Genomic DNA, 19201 nt, shown 5'->3' with positions numbered 1-19201 from the left:
AGGCAGAGTCGACGAACGGCTGCCCGAGCAGTGAACCGATTGCCGTCGTATCCACTGGAAACTGCCGCCCTATCTACTTGAAAGTTGAGGCCTAGCATGCGGATTACTCAAGCAACCCTCGAGCACCTGGACCTTCTGACGCCGTTGTTCGTCAAGTACCGCGAATTTTACGGCTCGTTGCCTTACCCGGATTCGTCCCGGGCCTTTCTGGAAAAGCGCCTGCGCCGCAAGGAGTCGGTGATCTATCTGGCCCTGCCCGATGATGACGACAACAAATTGCTGGGCTTTTGTCAGCTGTACCCAAGCTTTTCGTCGCTGTCGCTCAAGCGCGTGTGGATCCTCAACGACATCTACGTCGCCGAAGATGCCCGCCGCCAACTGGTTGCCGACAACCTGATGCGCACCGCAAAGAAAATGGCCAAGGAAACCCAGGCTGTGCGCATGCGCGTCTCGACCAGCAGCGACAACAAAATTGCGCAGAAAACCTACGAATCCATCGGTTTTCGCGAAGACACCGAGTTCAAGAACTACGTTTTGCCGATCAGCGAAGAGCTCTGAGCTATTTGTGGTGAGGCGGGCTCTTGTGGCGAGGGGGCTCGCCCCCGTTGGAGTGCGAAGCGCTCTCTGGGCCTGAATTCGCGGTATGACAGATAAAAAGCGATGCCTGGATCACGACTGCTTCGCAGCCGAACGGGGGCTAGCCCCCTCGCCACGAGGATCTATGTGAGTTGCCGGCACCCCAGAATTCCCCTTGGAAATCCCTCGCTACAAACTCGACACGCTTTTCACCTTTCAGTCCGTATAATCACGAACCTCACGGGTTGTAAGAAAAACTCCACAGCCCTGTAGCCCAATTTTCCAAAATATTCGCACAGGCCTGCTGAGTCGGGTCGTTACCACAGGTGCCCACCATGGATTTCAACCCGATCGACCTAATCCTGCATCTCGATGTCTACCTCGATTTGCTGGTGACCAACTACGGGCCATGGATCTACGCCATCCTGTTCATGGTGATTTTCTGCGAAACCGGCCTGGTGGTGATGCCTTTCCTGCCGGGCGATTCATTGTTGTTCATCGCTGGCGCGGTAGCGGCCGGTGGCGGCATGGACCCGGTGCTGCTGGGCGGATTGTTGATGCTGGCGGCGATTCTCGGTGACAGCACCAACTACCTTGTCGGGCGAACAGCCGGCGAAAAGTTGTTCAGCAATCCGAATTCAAAGATCTTCCGTCGCGACTACCTGCAACAAACCCATGACTTCTATGACAAGCATGGCGGCAAGACCGTAACCCTGGCGCGCTTCCTGCCGATCATCCGGACCTTCGCACCGTTCGTCGCCGGCGTAGGCAAAATGCCTTACCCGCGTTTCTTCGCCTTCAGCGTGTTCGGCACCATCCTCTGGGTCGGTGGCCTGGTGACCCTGGGTTACTTCTTCGGTAACGTACCGTTCATCAAGAAGAACCTGTCGTTGCTGGTGGTGGGCATCATCCTCCTGTCGCTGGTACCGATGATCATTGGGGTGATCCGCAATCGCCTGGCCAACGCGAGCTCCAAAGCCGCGTCGCGCTGAGCGTCCATGTGGTTCCTCAACGCCTGGCGCCGCCGGCGTACGCTGGCCAAGCACCCCGTTGCCGATGAAACCTGGCAGCGGGTGCGCCAACACCTGAGTTTCCTCGACGGCCTCAGCGAGGCCGAAGACCACTGGCTGCGCGAAGCCGCTGTGCTCTTTCTGCAAGAAAAACACCTGACCTGCCTGCCCGGCGTCGAACTGCACCAGGAGCAGCGCCTGCTGCTTGCCGCGCAGGCGCAATTGCCATTGCTGCACCTGGGCGACTTGAACTGGTATCAGGGTTTCCACGAAATCGTGCTCTACCCCGACGACTTCCTCAGCCCGCAGCGCCATCGCGATGCCAGCGGCGTCGAGCATGAATGGAACGGCGAGCACAGCGGCGAAGCCTGGCAACAGGGGCCGATCATTCTGGCCTGGCCGGGCGTGATGGCCAGCGGGGGCTGGGAAGGCTACAACCTGGTGATCCACGAACTGGCGCACAAACTCGACATGCTCAACGGCAATGCCAACGGCTTGCCGCCGCTGCACAGCGACATGCGCGTCAGCGACTGGGCGAAAGTCATGCAACAGGCCTACGACGACCTTAATCGCCAACTGGATCGCCATCCGCACGCCAACACCGCCATCGACCCTTACGCGGCGGAAAACCCGGCCGAGTTCTTCGCCGTCACCAGCGAATACTTCTTCAGCGCCCCGGATTTGCTGCACGCAACTTATCCACAGGTCTATCAGCAACTGCAGCTGTTTTACCGCCAGGACCCTCTGGCCAGGCTCGAGCAACTGCAAGCCACCCATCCGGGCTATCAGGCACACGACTAGCTTCCTGCCTGGGTCTATACGACCTCTGGTACGTGGCGCAGGCGACGGAATATGCCTATAATCGCCGCCACTTTTTGGTCAATCCGGCCAAGTCATTTGGCCACTTACGGGGGCACCGCCCAATGAGCTACAGCAAGATTCCGGCTGGCAAAGACCTGCCGAACGACATCTACGTCGCGATCGAGATTCCGGCCAACCACGCGCCGATCAAATACGAAATCGACAAAGACAGCGATTGCCTGTTCGTTGACCGTTTCATGGCCACCCCAATGTTCTACCCGGCCAACTACGGTTACATCCCGAACACCCTGGCTGACGACGGTGATCCCCTCGACGTGTTGGTCGTGACCCCTTACCCGGTTGCTCCAGGCTCGGTGATCCGCGCGCGTCCAGTAGGCATCCTGAACATGACCGACGACGGCGGCGGCGACGCTAAAGTCATCGCTGTTCCACACGACAAGCTGTCCCAGCTGTACGTCGACGTGAAGGAATACACTGACCTGCCAGCGCTGCTGATTCAGCAGATCGAGCACTTCTTCGCGAACTACAAAGATCTCGAAAAAGGCAAATGGGTGAAGATCGAAGGCTGGGACGGCGCAGATGCCGCTCGCGCCGCGATCATGAAGTCGGTTGCTGCCTATAAAGGCTGAGACGGCATTGGCTGAATGCCACTGACCTCTTGAAGAAACCCCGGTTATCCGGGGTTTTTTTATGAGCGTTAAAACATCAACTTAAACAGTGCGTTTAATGAAACAAAGTCTAACGTTTAGACATGTTTAATATGAACTAACAATATCCTTCACCACAGCAGAATATTCCCGCGAAGATTGATCCGGTTGTTTATTTAATCCAGCCACCCCGGCCCGTAAACTCCGTATTCATGAAAAAGCACAAATGCGGCCCACGCTTCAAAGCGCTCCTGAAAGAGGTGAACATCACCCCGACGGCATTCGCGGCTTTCTGCAACGTCGAGCCCCAGCACGTGAACAACTGGTACATCCGCGGCGTCCCCTATCCGCGCATGGACGAAATCGCCCGCCTGTTAAGCGTCAACAGCCTGTGGCTGCTCAACGGCGAAGGCCCCAGGCGCCCAGGCCCGGGCCAACTGGCCGATCAGACCGGCAACGTTTTCGACGCACAAGAAACACGCGGCGTGTACACCGTGAATATCGATTCGCTCGATGTAGAAATCCCGCTGTATAAAGAAGTCCCTATTACCGCTGGCGCCAGCGAAACCGAGGTCGTCGAAATCCCCGGCGAGTTCATCCGCCTGCCGCGAAGCCACCTCGAGAGCCTGGAGGTCGAACCGGCCCAAGCCATCTGTGTGCCCATGGTCGGCGACAGCATGTCGGAGAAAATCGAAGACGGCTCGACCCTCGCCATCGACCGCAGCCTGACCCAGGTCGTCGACGGCCAGATCTACGCCCTCGAACACGCCGGCATGCTGCGCATCAAATACCTGCACCGCCTCCCCTCCGGCGCCCTGCGACTGCGCAGCCACAACAGCAGCGGCTACCCCGACGAAATCTTCAGCGCCAAACAGATCGAAGAACAAAACATCGAAATCCTCGGCTGGGTGTTCTGGTGGTCCACGCTGAACAAACAGAGGCCACCGGTGCCGTTCAACTGATATCGAGTCGCCCTTATCGCGGGCAAGCCTTGCTCCTACAGTGTTGAGCCGACCGCGAATTCGTGAACGACATAAAACCGTAGGAGCAAGGCTTGCCCGCGATAGCGCCCTTCCGGGCAACACAACCTTCAAACTCATAGGCCTTTTAAGCAGCACAACGCTCTGGATAGCACTTCACGCTGGGAATTCCCCACAAAAATCAGTATGCTGCGCCCCACATTTGCATCGACCCGCCCTGTGCTGGTCCGATCGCACCGACAAGGCAGATGACTTTCTCGCCAAGTCCCACAGCCGGACGCAAGATCCGGGTGTACGTTTTGAAGGCTGGTACGGTTTACCAAAAATAAACCAAGCCCGTCCCCGAGAAGCCGGCCACAAGCCGGCTTTTTAATGTCTGTTGGAAAGCTTCAGGACTCGCCACCATTAAGGGCATAGAACTCATGCAGCTTGGCCTGTAACAACTTCTTGTCCGGCAATTGCGTCTGGTACTCCGCGATCAATGCCGGTGAAAGTGAGCGGTTGAGAGCGTACTCGACCACCTCATTGTCCTTGCTGGCACACAGCAGTACACCAAGCGCCGGGTTTTCATGGGGTTTGCGGACATTGCGGTCCAGAGCCTCAAGGTAGAAGTCCAGTTTCCCCAGATACTCCGGCTCGAAGCGCCCGACCTTGAGTTCGATCGCCACCAGACAGTTCAGCCCACGATGGAAGAACAGCAGATCCAGGGCAAAGTCACGGTCACCGACCTGCAATGGATACTGCGAACCAACGAAGCAAAAATCCCTTCCCAACTCGATCAGAAAGTCCCTGAGCCTGCGTAACAACCCTCCATGTAAGTCAGCCTCGACATGTCCTTGCGCAAGGTCGAGAAATTCGACCATGTACGTATCCTTAAACACACTCATCGCTTCAGGATGCATTTGTCTCAGCAGTGGTGAGACTTTCGCCGGGCTGATGACGGAGCGCTCAAACAGAGCGGTTTTGTATTGACGCTCCAGTTCTCGGCTTGACCATTTCTCCTGAATCGCCATACGCAGGTAAAACTCGCGTTCTTCAATGCGCTTGCTTTGATTGAGGATAATCAGGTTTTGGGTCCAGGGTAATTGTCGCAGCAGTGCTGCGACTTTTGCGTCGTGCCTGTACGCCTCGTAAAACTTGCGCATGCGAAAGAGATTAGCCCTGGTAAAACCGCGCAATCCAGGCTGAGTTCGCGCGAGGTGAGTAGCCAATTGAGCAACCACTCCGTCACCCCACTCTGCGGATTCGATCTTCCTGCTGATATAAGTCCCTACCTGCCAGTGCAGCTCAATCAACTCGGTATTGACCGCCTGCACCGCCCTCTGGCGAGCGGCCACTATTAGTTGTGTGATTTCATTAAAGCTTGCATCAGGGGACAGCAAGGTGGAGGTGAGATCATTCACGTAAGGGCGTTCCTGTTCTATAAGCGACGCCCCTGAGTACTCCCAACCTTGAGAAAATAAAAATCACAAAGTGTGTCGACGTAAGACGGTCTCACGGATAACCAGAATCTTGCGGTTCGGTGGACGTGGACCATTCCCACTCCACCCCATCAGCCGTCCATTGACGGCCCTCCCCCAAAGCGCTCAACCTATCCGGCGCCTGAATGGGCTCGGCAAATACCTCACGCCGCTCCCAAACCCAACGAGTCTGTAAGGACACAACCATGAGAAAGTGGCTTTCCCTGCTGTTCGCCGCAGCGGTTTTTCATCCCCCTGTTGCCTTCGCCGACTGCGCCAGCTCCCCCAAGCCCGTGGCCGAAGCTTTCTATAACGGGTACCTGCAAAGCTTCAGCGCTGGAAAAGATCCGTTGACCGAAGATGTTGCGCAGATGAAGCAGTACGTTTCGGACGAGCTGATCGACAAGATCAAAAAGCAGATGGCCAGCCCGGATGGGCTCGAAGAGGACTATTTCATCAAGGCTCAAGACTACATGGAAGAATGGCTCACCCACATCAAGGTCAGTGAGCCACTCGTGCAGGGAGCCTCAGCCAGGGAGCAGGTGACATTGGGCAATACGCCCGATACAACCCAGATCGTTGATGTGTTGCTGGTCAAGAACAATGGCTGCTGGAAGATCAATGACGTGCTGTCCACAGCGGATCAGAGTGATTGAGTGATGGCCGGTCGTTTCTTCTGAATCGCCAGGCGCACTGACGATCTACTGGACGGTGAGCCGAATAGCTCACACAATCGGCTCACTAAATGAGCCGAATAACCTCCTTATTCGGCTCACACTCAAGAGCCCTTCCCCATGGACCATCCTCGCTGGATCTGGCAACAGCCCGATTGGCCACACTTTCACTGGCAGTCCGAGCGCTTGTCGCCGCTGTTGCGCGAGTGCGTGCTGGCGCAAGGTCGCTTGCTGGGGATGTCCAGTTATGTGGGGGCGGAACTGACCGCACAAAGTGAGCTGGATTCGTTACTTCAGAACATCGTGACCTCATCCGCCATTGAAGGCGAACAGCTTAATGTGGGTTCGGTCCGCTCTTCGCTGGCCCGACGTCTGGGCCTGGAAGACGTCGGCGACAGTCGCGTGAGCAAGCGCAGTGAAGGGTTGGCGGAGTTGATGCTGGATGCCACCCAGCATTTCGCCGAGCCGCTGAACCTTGAACGTCTGCTGCGCTGGCATGAGTGGTTGTTCCCTGCTCAGGAAGAAGACTTCAGTGCACGCAATATCCGTGTCGGCGCCTTGCGTGGAGATGAGCCGATGCAGGTGGTTTCCGGCCGCCTGGATAAGCCGACCGTTCATTTCGAGGCCCCTGCGCGGGACGGCTTGGAGCAGCAGTTGGATGCCTTCCTCGACTGGTTCGAAACCAGCCGCGCCAAGACACAACTCGATCCATTGCTCCGTGCCGGCATCGCGCACTTCTGGTTTGTGACCCTCCATCCGTTCGACGATGGCAACGGGCGCTTGACCCGTGCTCTCACTGACTTGGCGCTCGCTCAAGGCGAAAATCAGGCCATCCGTTTCTACGCCATGTCCGCCAGTATCCTGGATGATCGCAGCGGTTATTACCGGGTGCTGGAGACCTCTCAGAAAGCCACGCTTGATATCACCGAGTGGCTGGAGTGGTTTCTGCAAACACTATTGCGCAGCCTTCAACAGGCTATGGTTCGTATCGACCGCGTGTTCGGCAAAGCGCGTTTCTGGCAACAGCATCGAGAACATCCGCTGTCTTCAGAACAAGTCAAAGTACTCAATCGCTTGCTCGATGGCGGCGAGAACGGCTTTGAGAACGGCATCAGCGCTGCCCAGTATCAAGCCGTGGCAAAAGTATCCAAAGCCACCGCAACCCGACACTTGACGGAGTTGCTGGAGAAAGGCTGCCTGATGCGTTTGCCAGGGGGCGGTCGTAGTACTCGGTATCAGATCAGCTACCCTCCCCCTCACGGATAACTAAACGCCTGAACCAGCGTCAACTCCCCCACCGCCCGCATCGGCACGACAAACGTCTGCATCTTCTCGTCAGGCGTTCCCTCTTCTGTAATCACCGTCACCTGCGCTGTCGTCAGCGGCTGAACAGCATTCTCCTGCCCCTCCTCGCCACTGCGATAGCCGCCTCCAAAGTAATTCAGATACACCAGGTATTGCCCCTTGATCGGCGCCGGCATGGAAAAAATCTCCGGCCCGTATCCGGTGGTGACGTCGACATCCAGCGCCGCGCCATTGGGCGCCACGCGGTCGCCGTACCAGATGTGTGCGCCATCTGGGGTGATCAGGTGCAAATCCAGATCGGTGTTATCGCTGTCCCAGGACAGCAGGACCCGCAGCTTGGCCGGGGTCGCACCGCCGCTGAGGTGGAGGAATTGAGTACGGTGGCGTTGCTGACCGTCGGGGCTGCGGACTTCGACGCTATTGCTGCCATTGGGGAATGAAAACGGGCGATCGAAATGTCCGGCGGGGTCGAGTTTCAGCGGCATGCTGACGCCGTTGACGATGAGTTTTCCGGGCTCGTTGCGCTTGGGCGTGGCTTTGATTTGACCGCTAATGCGAGCGGTGTTGGCCTGGCCCACCGGGGTGTTGACCGAGGAAGCCGGGTAGTTGACGGTCTGACGGAAGTTTTCGCCTTCACCTTCGGCGGCACCGATGCGCCAGCCGCCGACAGGAGTGTCGAGTTTGACGGCATCGGCTGCCATCGCCATAGGCAATGCAGTCAAAGCGCAGAGGAACAGGATGACCTGTGGATAACGATGTTTCATGGCCTATTCCAGTAAAAGGTGGCGGGCAAGCCCTTCGATGTAGGTTTCGTCCTGGCCGTTGGGGTGTGCATCGAAGGCCAGGTGCAAGTATTCGTGAGTCAGGTCCAGGCGATCCTGTAGCGACAGCACGCCGCGCACGTAAATGCGCTGGCGTTCGCGGTCGACATAAGGGTGACCGAAGGCGAGGCGGCAGACGGCGAAGGTGCTGACTTCGTTGTAGCCGACTTCGCTTTCAAGGCGTTGGCGCCAGCCGCGGCGCTGCTTCTGCAGCCAGTCTTGTGCGGCGGGCAGGGCCTCGCAGGAGGCGACGGGATTGTCCCAACGGCTGAGGCTCGCGCGCGGGTAGGCGTGAAGCAGGATCGCGTCGTAGCGCTGGCCGGCACTGGCTTGTTCGACGGCTTGCTGCCAGGAGAGTTTGTCTGTGCCGGTCTGATCGGAGTGGTAAGTGACGGTGCTGCCGGCGAGGACCAGGTCGCTGGTCCAGGCGGCAATGTTGCGCGAGTCCGCCGCGGCCGGGCGCGGGGCGACGCGCTGACGACTGCTGCTGTCGTCGATGCTCAGGCAGTCACCGCTGCGGGTGGCATTTTGCAGCAGGTAGGTGCGGATCGCGACGGCCAGGGCTTTGGCAGCTTCGGCGGGCTCGGGCCTGGCTTCGCGCTGGAGGACGCGAGCGACATATTCTTCGCGGTCCAGGCGGGCGACCAGCTTTTGTGAAGGGCCGTCCTTTAATAGAAACAGCTCGCCATCGCTGTGGATGTCGAGTTGGTTACCGTTGACGAACTCGACGCGGTAGTCGCCCTGCAAGGGGCCGGGGGGCGCCACACGATCACCTGAGAGCACGCGTTGCAGTGGATAGCGGGAGAACAAGCTGACTTCGACGCATCGCCCCGCTTGCGCAGGCCAAGTGGACGGCAACACGCTGGACAGCGCCTCTGCGTAGTTACGCAGGACCTTCTGGCTGGTGCCCCGCCCACCGGCCCAGATCGGCGTTCCGTCCGCCAGCCATCCGGCGAACCCGCCCTGACGCGACGAAGGATCCTGATCCCCCAGCCAACTCCAGGTTTTCACTCGCAGGCGGCCACCGAGTTCACCCACGGCGTTGCCATCAGCAGCGTTCAACACCACATCCAGCAACACTCGACGGGCCTGATCCTGCGCCGGCATCAGCGCCAGGGCCTTTAACAACTCAGCCACCGAAACCCGGGTTTGCGGCTGCAACGACGGCAAATCCAGCAACCACTCCGGCGCCTGACGCGCCTGCCAATATTCCCGCCAACCGGCGTCAGTAATACCCAACCGCTGCGGCTCGAAATACAGCCCGCAGGATTTCGCCAACGCCTGATCCCGCCCAATGCTCGCGCCAGCGGTGCAGCAATACACTTCTTCTTTCGACTGCCCGCGACACTCATAAACCGGCTCACGAGCGCCGGTATCGACCAGCCACCCGTAAACGAACAGCTTCCACACACTCCCCAGCGGTGTCTGCAATGTCTGCGGCAACGGCTCGCGCGCCATCACCTGAGTCCGGCTCAACTGCAGCAACTCACCTTTCAAAGCCAGGCGCAGCGGCTCGTCCTGCGCCGTGGCCAGCGCAGGGAGCAGACAGAGCAGCCACCAGACCAGAGGCCGGATCATGTCATTTAACCGTGATCTGGCCGAGGGCCGGCTTCTGTTCCAGGGCCTGATGCTGTGGCGCATAGACCTGGGTGAAGCGTACCGGCGGCAGGTTGAACTGACCCTTTTGCGAGAAACGCACCAGATGACGCAGGCGCAATTCACCGCTCAGGGCATCGACCGGAATCGCGTAGGCCAATTGTCCCGGTTCAAAACGGGCCTTTTCCAGCGTGCTCGGCTCGCTGCCGGCCTTGCCCACGAGCTTGATGCCCCAGGTCGTACGCTCTACATCCGCACCGGGTGGCAGCGGCACTTCGAGCATGCCGTAGCGCAGTGGCTTCGCGGCGTTGCTGGCGATGATCACTTCGTCCAGGTACAGGCTGTCACTGGACAATGGCTGGGCGCCGACCGCTTCCAGCTTGAAGTTGAAGGCTTCGTCACCCGGCACCAGCCGCGACAGGCGACGAGTGATGGTCACGGCCATCGGATCGAATGCCGGTTGCTTGCTCTGGAAGCTCAACGCGGCCCGCAGCGGACGCTCCTGGGCGCCGGTCAGGGACAACACGCCAGGCACTTGTGCACCTTGCCACTGCCAGTAGATTTCGCCGGTAGCGCCCTGCCCTTGCTTCCAGCCTTCACCCGGTGTCAATGCAACGGCGGGTGAAGCCTGTTCGATGCTGCGTTGCAACCAGGTCAGCGCCAAAGCACGCTCCAGGGTCGATTGCTGCGGCAACAGACGTTGCAACAATGTTGCCGCGTGTGCCTGATCGAAAGGTTGCAGCGACAGGTTCAAGGCTTCGACAAATGGCTGAGAGCTGGCGGCCAAACGTTGCCGGGCATCCGCCAATTGCCGATTGAAAGCGTCCGGCAGATTGACCTTCGCCTGTACGGCCATCGATGCGGTCAGCACGCGAGCACTGGCCAGACCCAGCGCCGAGTCCGGATCGCTCATGACGATGCTGTCTTGCCCCTCGTCCATCAGGTTTGCAGCATTGCCCTCGCCCGCTTTCGCCAGATCTTCCATCAAACCGCTGAGCAACGTATTCACCGGCAATTGCATCTGCCGGGCGAACGACACAATCAGCGCTCGCTGCAACAGCGGCGTGTCCTTCGCCTGTTTCGCGTAGATCTCCAGCACCTGCTGCCAGTGCTCCGGCGGCAGACTCAGGTCCAGTGCCTTGCTGGCGTACCAGTCGGCGTAATAGGCGTAAGCGGTGAGGAACGCATCCGGCTCGCCATCCTGGCCCCACCAGGTGAAGCACGCGGAAGGCCCGGCCATTTGCACCAGCCGCAGACGGCTGTTCTGCATGATCAGCCGCAAGCGGTCGCGAATCCGCGGGTTCGACGACAATGTCGGGTAAGCGATGCTCAGCGGCAGCAAACGACTGGCGGTCTGCTCGACGCCACCGTACGGGTAGCTCAACAGGTCATCGAGGGCCGAACGGAACAGCGCTTGCGGGCTGTCATCCAGCCGCAGGCGGATATCGCTGGCATCCGCCGGCAGGGTCAGCGGTGTATCGCCGCCGAGCACATCCAGACTTTGGCTTTGAGTCACTTGCCAACCTTCGCCGGTCGCGGTCAAGCGCACGGCCAGGGCGTCTGCGGTTTTGCCATTCTGCAGCAACTCGGCGGTCCACTCGCCACTGGCCAATGCAAAGGCGGGTAGCGCGATGTAGTTGATGCCGTTGTTCAGGGTCACCGGCACACGCTGATCGACGCCGCCGTAATGGCTCACCAACTCGGCCTTGACCGGTTTCTCGGACTGGCTGAAAGCGAACACCCCGAGATCCGGTTTGTCGCCGCTGCGGAATTTGCTGGGCCCGCTCCATTTCAGGTACAGCGGTTTGTCCGAACGCACGAATTGCTTCTTCTGACCGACCTGACCGTCATCGGCAATGGCCCGGGCAGTGATGCGCCAGCGGGTCAGGGAGTCGGGCATCTTGAAGGTGAAGCGGGTCTTGCCATTGGCGTCGGTCATCAACTCGGGCTGCCACGCCGCCGTGTCGACGTCTTCGCGGCGTGGTCGCTCCAGCACTTTCACTCCGCGCTCGCTACGGTTGGCCTTGCCTGGCGCGCCAGGGCTGCCCGGCAAGGCCACGTCGTAGCTGATGAACGACAGGCTGGCGCTGGTGCGCACGTTGTTGCGCCGTGGGTGGTAGAAGAACTGGTCGATGGTCGGCGCGACTTCCGGTTGCAACGCGTAAATCATTTCATCCACCACGCTGACCGTCAGGTGCGCCGGAACCGGCTTGCCGGCGAACCGGGTGGTCAGGTCCACCGACACGGTGTCGCCCGGCTGGTAGCTGTCCTTGTCGGTGGCAATGGTCACGTCGATCTGCGGCGCAACGACTTTGATGCCGATGTTCTGGAAGCTGTACTGGCCGCTCTTGGTGTAGAGCACGGAGAAGGTCAGGTTCGGGGCGAACGTGTCCTTCACCGCAATCCGCGCGCGGTACTGCGTGGGGCTGAGTTTTTCCATTTTCAGCCAGTCGCCGCCCTTGGACAGCAATGCCGTGGCCTCGACTTTGTCGCGCTCCAGAGACAACAGGGCATCACTGACCGGCTCGGGGAACGTGATCAGTGCCAGCGCTTCATCGCCCGCCTTGTACTCGGGTTTGTCGAGAACGATTTCCACAGTGCCTGGTACGGCTTTGACCCCGTCGCCGGTGACCGAATGGCCGGTGCCACCCAGCGCACGACCGTGGTCATCCTTCAACGTCAGGTTGTAGGTACCAGGGCGATCGAACGTCAGTGCAAAACCTTTATCCGCGGCCGCGAGCTTGCCCTCGCCCTGAGTCTGGTCTTCCAGGCGCACCCAGCTGTAGGTGCTAGGGCTCAGCGCTTTGCCCTGCTCGCTGCCACCCTCGTTGGCGTAGCTGAATGCAACCTTGTCGCCTACCGCACTGAAGCGCTGCGGCGCGCTCAAGCGGAAACTTGCGGCGCCGCGGTCGATGAGGATTTCCTTGGTGGTCTTGACCCGATACGCCGCGCCGTCGCTGGCGAACACCGTGAGCATGTAGCGACTCGGTTTCTCGGCGGCCGGCAGGTCAAGCGTGGCGTTGCCCTTGGCATCGGTGGTCAGTTCGGTGCTGGTCAGCTCCACCGGGAATTGCCCGAGGTATTGCAGCTCGTTGTCGACCATCGACAGTTGCTGGGCGCGCAGGCTCAGGCTCAACTTGGCGTTGGCCACGGGCTTGCCGTCCGGGTACAGCAGCACGAGGCTACCCTTGACCGGTTCGCCGGTGCGGTAATCCTGTTTGGCCAGACTCAGGGAAATCTCGAAGTGCGGCTTGATGTATTCAGCAACGCGAAAGGCACTGCTGTAGGCCTGATCCTTGTAGCTGAAGCGCAGCTCATAACCACCGGCCACAGCGTTTTCCGGCAACTGGAAGCGGCCCTGGGTACCGGCCTTGGAATCCAGCTTCAACGCCAACGATTGCAGCACGGTGCCGGTGGCATCCAGCACGCTGACGTTGACGTCGGCAGCCGCTGGCAACACCGAATCCCGGGCGTTCTTGAACTCGCGACCCACGATTTTCAGCGACACCCAATCCCCCGGCCGATAGAGCGGACGGTCGGTGAATGCATAGAGTTTGGTGTCGTAGATCTCACTGTCGTAATAGAAGTTCTCGGAGACAAACACCCCGCCCTCTTCGTCTTCGCCGATCACGAAGGAACGCTCCGGGCTGACGTGTTTCAGACGCAGCAAACCATCGGCATCCGTGGCGCCACTGCTCATGACACCCAGGCCATCGGTCCACAACACATTGACCTTGGGCACCGAACTGCCTTCATGTTTGCGGGCAGCCCAGACCAGTAGTTCATCGCCAGCAATCTTGCTCACGGCCACGGTGTTGGAGACGAACACCATAGTGGTCGCACGGTACTTGCCGATCAGCGCCTCCACCAGATACAGCCCCGGCTTCAGGTTACCCAACGGGATGTAGACATTACCCGGCGCGACACTGATGAACTCGCTGGAAGAACCCGCCAGGTTCACACCCGCAGGCGGCTGTATCGGCTTGGCCTCCCACAGCGGATAACGAAATTGGCTGACCACCGGCAAACCCGGAATCAAGGCAAATTGCGGCTGCGCGTCGTAAGGCGTGCGCGCGACGATGGCGGTGCCCATCTTCAGTTCAGGCACTTGCTCGGTGACCTGTTTGCGAGACTCGTAAGAAAACGCTCGCTGCATCACCCGACGGGATTTGCGGTACCAGCTGTCCCACAGGTAGGCGAGGGTGTTCGACAGGCCTTCGCCCTTGAACTGGCCGTCGCTGACCACGCGGTGCAGGTTCTTCTGACGCTTGAGGAAATCCAGCGGCTTGTCGATCCGATAGACCCGAATGTCCGCGCCGCCGTACGGCTCCATGCGGTACCGACGATAGTCGCGGCCCGGCGCTTCGAGGCGAACCATCGCCTGCTCGTCACTGGCAAAACTGCTGTCGGCCAACAGGAAAAAACTTTCACCGGCCACCGCCGTGTAGCCGCTGGGCTCGACGGAATCGTCGGCATTAACCGTGGCCAAAGGGGCCAGCAAGGCCAACAACAGGGGCAGTCTTGAACAAATGCGCAACATGCGGGCACCGATCATTGGGAGAGAAAGTTCAGTCGATAGACGCCGATGAAGTTGGGGTTGGCTGCGTCGGGAATCCATCGGGTGTCCTTCCATGTCATGAGTTGCTGCAGGCTTGCGGAGCGCATGCCGTTGTCGGTTGGGGTGGTGGTGCCGGTGTGATAGGCGATGTAGCGGCCCATCCAGATCATCAGGTGCTGGTCGTCGCCCTGATCGAAAAACATCAGATCGCCAGGCCGGGCCTGGGCCAGGTCGCGGCCCACCAGACGGCTGTTGAACTGAATCAGCTTGATGGCATTGACGTAAGGTCCGACCTTGCCACCGCCCTGCTGCCATTGCTGCGCGAGGCCGCGCTGGGCGTCGCTCAATGGCAGTTCCGGCGGCAGGTAGCGGTTGGACAGGCCATTGCTACGTAGCCATTTGTCATCGTGGACTTTCAGCGCTTCGTTGGCGGCGAAACGTACCAGCCCGGCACAGTCCTGCTGAAACCAGCGCGGGCTCGGGCCCTGGGTCAATTGCTCTTGGGCGATGCGCACGAACCAGGCGCGAAAGACCTGGGATTGCTGCGGGTCAAGCGGCGCGGCTTCGCTGGCAAATGCCCGCGTGCCGAGCAGCAGCGCCAGCAGGCCAAGGCCTCGGATGAGTGCCGTCACAGGGCTTTCCATTCCAGCGGCAGCCATTGCCAGTGGCCATCGGGCTCGCTGCCTTTGGGCAACGTCAAGGCGTATTTGCCGTAGCCGCCGAGCGTACGCAGTTTCGGAATCAGGTAGGTTTGCGCGGCGTTGTAGAAAACCGGCTCCATGTCTTGCGGCAGGCTATCCAGGGTTTCCCGCTGCATCAGCTGTGCCATGGAATCCGGGCCGAAGTAGAGCGGCGTCAGCTGATCTTTCGGCAACACGTCGGCCAGTGGCGGGAAACGTTTGTCTAGGGTGCCGAGGGCCTTGTCCACCAGTGTGTCGTCGAGGGAGAACAGCAGCGTCGAGCCGTGGCGCGCCAGGCTCACCCGCAGGAATGCCTTGGCGGCGATTGCGGCAGGCTGCTCGGCTGCCTTGGCCGGGTATTGGCCAAAGTTGGAGCTGACCTGGCGCTGCCACCGATGGGTTTCGCCTTGCTGTTTCTCGACCACCGCAAAGGCGTGCTCGGCGACGTTGCGTTCATAAGCGCCCACCATCGAGCCAAACAGCTTGCCCAGATCGCCGTCGAGCTTGGCACTGTCCTTGTCATTCAGGCTAGCGACCAGCAACGGCGTGTACAACCGTGAGTCGGCATACCAGCAGAGGCCAGCGGCACCGGCCACATGGTCGGTCAGGGCCTGGGCTACCGCTTCGTCGGCGCCGAGTTTCACCAGCAGCGGTTTTTGTTGTTCGGCGGCCAGCGGCAGGGCCACGCAGGCGCTGGCGCCCATGGGCATGGCTTGCCAGATCGGTTTGAAATCGAAGTCCGGCTGGTTTTCCAGCTCATCCATGGCCAGGAAACTGTGCCAGCCCTTGTCGTCCATGTCGAAACGCAGCCCGGCGAAGTTCGGGATGAAGCGCTGGTAGCCCATGGCTAATACACTGGAGTTGACCGAGAGGCGTTGTTTGACCTCCGGGGCTTTAGGTTGCAGCCCAAAGGCTTCGGGGAAGAGTTTTTCACCACCCAGCAGTGCTTCCAGCGCCTGGGTCGAGACCATGCCGTGCTCGTCGGTCGGACCATGGCCCATGTCATACAGCTTGCGCGGGTTGGACAGCACCACCAGTTTGTCGCCGTGAGAAGCAAACACCAGGGCTTTGCCGGCGTTGTAGGTGAGTTGATAAACCGGCACCACATCGCCGGCGACTTTCATCTCGCCGACCTGGCTCAACTGCGAATCATCCAGCGCCACTTTAGCCAGCGGCTCCAGCACCTTGGCCAGGCCACCGCGATCCATCACCAACAGGAAGTCCTTCAGGCGACCATCCGCCCCACGCCACAGCGCCACGTCTGCTGGCTGATCGAATAGCTGTTCGATCAGGCTGTCCTGCAACTTGAGGTCATGCTCGTAAATGATTCGGCGCAGACTGCCGATCAACCCGAGGCGATCGGCATGGGCTTCGTAATAGAAGACGAAATCTTCGGTCAGGGTTTCCTTGAGAAATGGCACCGTCAGCAAGTCCTTGGGCAACTGGCTCAAGGAACGGGTTTCCAGCAGACCGTCCGGCCGGCTCATGCCCAGTTTGTCGCTGGCCAACTGCGCAGGCGGCGCCTTGGGCTTGTGCATGAACCACCCCAAACCGCCCGCCACGCCGACCACCAGGCACAGCCCGATCAGCAGCGCCGGCCAACGACGAGAGGTGTTGGCCGCAGGTGCGCCGGCGGCCGGGGAATCGACCGGTGAAATCGTGTTATCGCTCATGTTCACGCTCATGTTCCCAAAGCTCGGCAATTCATCCGTGGTGCGGGATGTTCAATAGTTGAAAGTCTTGACCAGCAACAGATCACCGATGGCCCGCAAGGGTACGATGAACGTCTCGCGTTTTTCGTCGACAGTGTTTTCGTTGAGCACCAGATTGATCTGCGAGGTGATCACCTCGTTCTGGTTGCTGGACTCATCGAAGTTATAGCCGCCGCTGCCGAAGTTGCCCCAATAGTTCACGTAAACCAGATAGGTGCCATGCATCGGTGCAGTCATGGTGAACATTTCCGGGCCAGGGCCATCGACACCATCCGGGTCGAGGCCGCCGCCATTGGTCAACGTCGTGTGGGCGAAGAACGCATGCTGGCCGTCGGGGGTAATGATGTGCAGATCGAGTTCGGCCTTCGGATCGTCCCAACCCAGCACCACGCGAATCCGCGCCGGGGTGCGCAGGTTATTCGCTTCATAGAACTGCACGCGCTTGAGCGACTTGCCTTCGGAACTACGAACTTCGACGCTGTTGGAACCGGCACCGAATGCATACGGGCGGGTGAAACGCCCGTTGTCATCGGTGTACAGATTCAGGGGATTGCCGTTGACCGCAAGGGTGTGGGGCCCGCGTAGCGTGCCAATGGCCTTGAGCTGGCCTTCGATCATCGTGCGATTGCGCTGCACGCCCCGATCAATGGGCGGTGTGGGATAGGCGACTTGAGGGTTTTCACTGCGGTCCAGCAGGCCGTTATAGCGCCAGCCACCCACCGGTTCCGACACTTCGGCCGTGGGTCCCGCCCAGGCAGCCGAGGCGCAGACCAGTGTGATCAGCAGTGAAAGAAAACAACGCATGTGACGCCTCCTGCCATGCATAACGAAACCTTGCGCCCGGTCCTCGGCGCGTTACAGATCAAAAAACTGTGTTTCGTCAAAAAGACCCGTGGTTATTGGGTCGTAGAAAGCGCGAAGGTTAGCGACATGGACGATTTTTAACAATCAGATACAACTAAATTTGCGGCGAGGATCACGCCAGCGGCTGGACGACGGACCGAATAGTGGATCGATCGTCAGCAGGTTCTGACATCAACGTGGTTTTTACCCCGCAACGGCTGCGCCAAATACCCCGCCCATTTGCCCCTCTCCCCCCTATCTGCTAGTGTCGCGCCGGTTTAACGTCTACCGGAAATCGCCGCCATGGCCCGCAAAAAAGCTGCACTGGATTTCGAACAATCCCTCGCCGACCTGCAAACGCTGGTCGAGCGCCTGGAGAACGGCGAGCTGTCGCTGGAAGACTCGTTGACCGCTTTCGAGCAAGGCATCGGTCTGACCCGAGATTGCCAGGCTGCGCTGGCGCAGGCCGAGCAGAAGGTTCAGGTGCTGCTTGAGCGTGATGGCGAGCTGTCCGAGGCTCCCTTTGACGCGGAACAGCCAGAATGATCGCGGCGTATTCGGCCAGCAGTCAGGCCCGGGTCAACGCGGCACTCGAAACCCTGTTCACCGCGCCGAGCCCTGAACTCGCACGTTTATATGAAGCCATGCGCTACAGCGTGATGAATGGCGGCAAACGCGTTCGTCCGTTGCTGGCCTATGCAGCCTGCGAAGCGCTGGGCGGTGAGGCTGAGCACGCCAACGGCGCGGCTTGTGCGGTAGAGCTGATCCACGCGTACTCGCTGGTGCACGACGATTTGCCGGCGATGGACGACGACGATCTGCGTCGCGGCCAACCGACTACTCACAAGAAATTCGACGAAGCCTGCGCGATTCTCGCCGGTGACGGCCTGCAAAGCCTGGCATTCAGCGCTTTGCTCGACCCGCGCCTGAATTCAGCCGACGCTGAAATCCGCCTGCAAATGGTCAGCGCCCTGGCGTTGGCGGCGGGCCCGGCGGGGATGGTCGGCGGTCAGGCCATCGACCTGGGGTCGGTCGGCTTGAAGCTCGATCAAAAAGCCCTCGAATACATGCACCGGCACAAGACCGGCGCGCTGATCGAAGCCAGCGTCAAGCTTGGCGCCCTGGCCAGTGGCCGCGCCGAGAAAGACCAACTGAAATCCTTGCAGACCTATGCACAGGCCATCGGCCTGGCGTTTCAGGTGCAGGACGACATTCTCGATGTCGAAAGCGATACCGAAACCCTCGGCAAGCGCCAAGGCGCGGATATTGCCCGGGACAAACCGACTTACCCGGCGCTGCTCGGCCTCGATGCGGCCAAGGCCTATGCCCTGGAACTGCGCGATCAGGCCCTGCACGCACTGCGACCGTTTGACGCCTCGGCCGAGCCGCTGCGTGATCTGGCGCGCTATATCGTCGAACGCCGCAACTGATCCGGCGCCCGTTGCCCACCGTAAATCGGCCAAGTTCCGAGCTCTGCGTGGGCAGCGTGCGATGCATCAGGTAAACTGCCGCCTCTT

The 19201-nt window shown here is 59.9% G+C and carries 16 protein-coding genes; 9 read left to right on the top strand and 7 right to left on the bottom strand.

Annotated features, from left to right (window positions below):
• The first annotated feature begins 96 nt into the window (after positions 1-96).
• The 5 genes from AC3WK5_RS20965 (at position 97) to AC3WK5_RS20945 (ending at position 4017) form a co-directional block, all read left to right on the top strand.
• Positions 97-558, top strand: a complete 462-nt coding sequence (locus tag AC3WK5_RS20965) for a GNAT family N-acetyltransferase (protein ID WP_054594225.1) — start codon at positions 97-99, stop codon at positions 556-558.
• A 353-nt stretch (positions 559-911) separates the two neighbouring features.
• The gene (locus tag AC3WK5_RS20960; RefSeq protein WP_054594226.1) at positions 912-1568 is read left to right on the top strand and encodes a DedA family protein; all 657 of its coding nucleotides are present in this window, start codon (positions 912-914) and stop codon (positions 1566-1568) included.
• 6 nt (positions 1569-1574) lie between these two features.
• Positions 1575-2387, top strand: a complete 813-nt coding sequence (locus tag AC3WK5_RS20955) for a M90 family metallopeptidase (RefSeq protein ID WP_103317542.1) — start codon at positions 1575-1577, stop codon at positions 2385-2387.
• Between the two features lie 122 nt (positions 2388-2509).
• Positions 2510-3037, top strand: a complete 528-nt coding sequence (ppa, locus tag AC3WK5_RS20950; RefSeq protein ID WP_019693833.1) for an inorganic diphosphatase — start codon at positions 2510-2512, stop codon at positions 3035-3037.
• A 230-nt stretch (positions 3038-3267) separates the two neighbouring features.
• Positions 3268-4017, top strand: a complete 750-nt coding sequence (locus tag AC3WK5_RS20945; RefSeq protein WP_103317544.1) for a S24 family peptidase — start codon at positions 3268-3270, stop codon at positions 4015-4017.
• Positions 4018-4424: 407 nt separating this feature from the next.
• On the opposite strand, the gene AC3WK5_RS20940 is transcribed toward AC3WK5_RS20945, so the two are convergent.
• Complete coding sequence (locus AC3WK5_RS20940) at positions 4425-5438, bottom strand: PDDEXK nuclease domain-containing protein (protein WP_103317547.1); 1014 nt, start codon at positions 5436-5438, stop codon at positions 4425-4427.
• 263 nt (positions 5439-5701) lie between these two features.
• Between AC3WK5_RS20940 and AC3WK5_RS20935 the strand changes: the two genes are divergently transcribed.
• Both AC3WK5_RS20935 and AC3WK5_RS20930 read left to right on the top strand, forming a co-directional pair.
• Complete coding sequence (locus AC3WK5_RS20935) at positions 5702-6151, top strand: DUF3828 domain-containing protein (protein WP_103317549.1); 450 nt, start codon at positions 5702-5704, stop codon at positions 6149-6151.
• A gap of 138 nt (positions 6152-6289) precedes the next feature.
• The gene (locus AC3WK5_RS20930; RefSeq protein WP_103317552.1) at positions 6290-7435 is read left to right on the top strand and encodes a Fic family protein; all 1146 of its coding nucleotides are present in this window, start codon (positions 6290-6292) and stop codon (positions 7433-7435) included.
• Here the strand turns inward: AC3WK5_RS20930 and AC3WK5_RS20925 are convergent.
• The 6 genes from AC3WK5_RS20925 to AC3WK5_RS20900 are packed head-to-tail and all read right to left on the bottom strand — an operon-like array spanning position 7426 to position 17645.
• Entirely contained in the window at positions 7426-8238 is an 813-nt protein-coding gene (locus tag AC3WK5_RS20925) for a YfaP family protein (protein ID WP_103317554.1), read from the bottom strand. The genes AC3WK5_RS20930 and AC3WK5_RS20925 overlap by 10 nt on opposite strands.
• A 3-nt stretch (positions 8239-8241) precedes the next feature.
• Positions 8242-9873: a DUF2300 domain-containing protein gene (locus AC3WK5_RS20920; protein WP_103317556.1), complete on the bottom strand. Its 1632-nt coding sequence runs from the start codon at positions 9871-9873 to the stop codon at positions 8242-8244.
• 1 nt (position 9874) lies between these two features.
• The gene (locus AC3WK5_RS20915; protein WP_103317559.1) at positions 9875-14446 is read right to left on the bottom strand and encodes an alpha-2-macroglobulin family protein; all 4572 of its coding nucleotides are present in this window, start codon (positions 14444-14446) and stop codon (positions 9875-9877) included.
• Positions 14443-15093, bottom strand: coding sequence for a DUF1175 domain-containing protein (locus tag AC3WK5_RS20910; protein ID WP_054594233.1), 651 nt, complete (start codon positions 15091-15093; stop codon positions 14443-14445). Before AC3WK5_RS20910 ends, AC3WK5_RS20915 begins: the two co-directional genes overlap by 4 nt.
• Complete coding sequence (locus tag AC3WK5_RS20905) at positions 15078-16802, bottom strand: DUF2138 domain-containing protein (RefSeq protein WP_103317561.1); 1725 nt, start codon at positions 16800-16802, stop codon at positions 15078-15080. Before AC3WK5_RS20905 ends, AC3WK5_RS20910 begins: the two co-directional genes overlap by 16 nt.
• A 51-nt stretch (positions 16803-16853) precedes the next feature.
• Positions 16854-17645 (bottom strand): YfaP family protein, encoded by a 792-nt coding sequence (locus AC3WK5_RS20900; RefSeq protein WP_054594235.1) that lies wholly within the window; start codon positions 17643-17645, stop codon positions 16854-16856.
• A gap of 342 nt (positions 17646-17987) precedes the next feature.
• Here AC3WK5_RS20900 and AC3WK5_RS20895 point away from each other — a divergent pair, with 342 nt between their 5' ends.
• Together AC3WK5_RS20895 and ispA are read left to right on the top strand one after the other, a co-directional pair.
• Positions 17988-18230, top strand: coding sequence for an exodeoxyribonuclease VII small subunit (locus tag AC3WK5_RS20895; protein WP_027617730.1), 243 nt, complete (start codon positions 17988-17990; stop codon positions 18228-18230).
• Positions 18227-19114, top strand: coding sequence for a (2E,6E)-farnesyl diphosphate synthase (ispA, locus tag AC3WK5_RS20890; protein WP_103318313.1), 888 nt, complete (start codon positions 18227-18229; stop codon positions 19112-19114). The genes AC3WK5_RS20895 and ispA overlap by 4 nt, the downstream gene beginning before the upstream one ends.
• Positions 19115-19201: the final 87 nt, after the last annotated feature.

It is taken from the genome of Pseudomonas sp. FW306-02-D09B, assembly GCF_058782685.1.
The sequence above is the reverse complement of the archived record's forward strand: the minus strand, read 5'-3'. Positions and strand labels throughout refer to the sequence as shown.

Coding starts and splice junctions, on each gene's coding strand:
- AC3WK5_RS20965 (WP_054594225.1), top strand. CDS start 97: ATGCGGATTACTCAAGCAACCCTCGAGCACCTGGACCTTCTGACGCCG.
- AC3WK5_RS20960 (WP_054594226.1), top strand. CDS start 912: ATGGATTTCAACCCGATCGACCTAATCCTGCATCTCGATGTCTACCTC.
- AC3WK5_RS20955 (WP_103317542.1), top strand. CDS start 1,575: ATGTGGTTCCTCAACGCCTGGCGCCGCCGGCGTACGCTGGCCAAGCAC.
- ppa (WP_019693833.1), top strand. CDS start 2,510: ATGAGCTACAGCAAGATTCCGGCTGGCAAAGACCTGCCGAACGACATC.
- AC3WK5_RS20945 (WP_103317544.1), top strand. CDS start 3,268: ATGAAAAAGCACAAATGCGGCCCACGCTTCAAAGCGCTCCTGAAAGAG.
- AC3WK5_RS20935 (WP_103317549.1), top strand. CDS start 5,702: ATGAGAAAGTGGCTTTCCCTGCTGTTCGCCGCAGCGGTTTTTCATCCC.
- AC3WK5_RS20930 (WP_103317552.1), top strand. CDS start 6,290: ATGGACCATCCTCGCTGGATCTGGCAACAGCCCGATTGGCCACACTTT.
- AC3WK5_RS20925 (WP_103317554.1), bottom strand. CDS start 8,238: ATGAAACATCGTTATCCACAGGTCATCCTGTTCCTCTGCGCTTTGACT.
- AC3WK5_RS20920 (WP_103317556.1), bottom strand. CDS start 9,873: ATGATCCGGCCTCTGGTCTGGTGGCTGCTCTGTCTGCTCCCTGCGCTG.
- AC3WK5_RS20915 (WP_103317559.1), bottom strand. CDS start 14,446: ATGATCGGTGCCCGCATGTTGCGCATTTGTTCAAGACTGCCCCTGTTG.
- AC3WK5_RS20910 (WP_054594233.1), bottom strand. CDS start 15,093: ATGGAAAGCCCTGTGACGGCACTCATCCGAGGCCTTGGCCTGCTGGCG.
- AC3WK5_RS20905 (WP_103317561.1), bottom strand. CDS start 16,802: ATGAGCGATAACACGATTTCACCGGTCGATTCCCCGGCCGCCGGCGCA.
- AC3WK5_RS20900 (WP_054594235.1), bottom strand. CDS start 17,645: ATGCGTTGTTTTCTTTCACTGCTGATCACACTGGTCTGCGCCTCGGCT.
- AC3WK5_RS20895 (WP_027617730.1), top strand. CDS start 17,988: ATGGCCCGCAAAAAAGCTGCACTGGATTTCGAACAATCCCTCGCCGAC.
- ispA (WP_103318313.1), top strand. CDS start 18,227: ATGATCGCGGCGTATTCGGCCAGCAGTCAGGCCCGGGTCAACGCGGCA.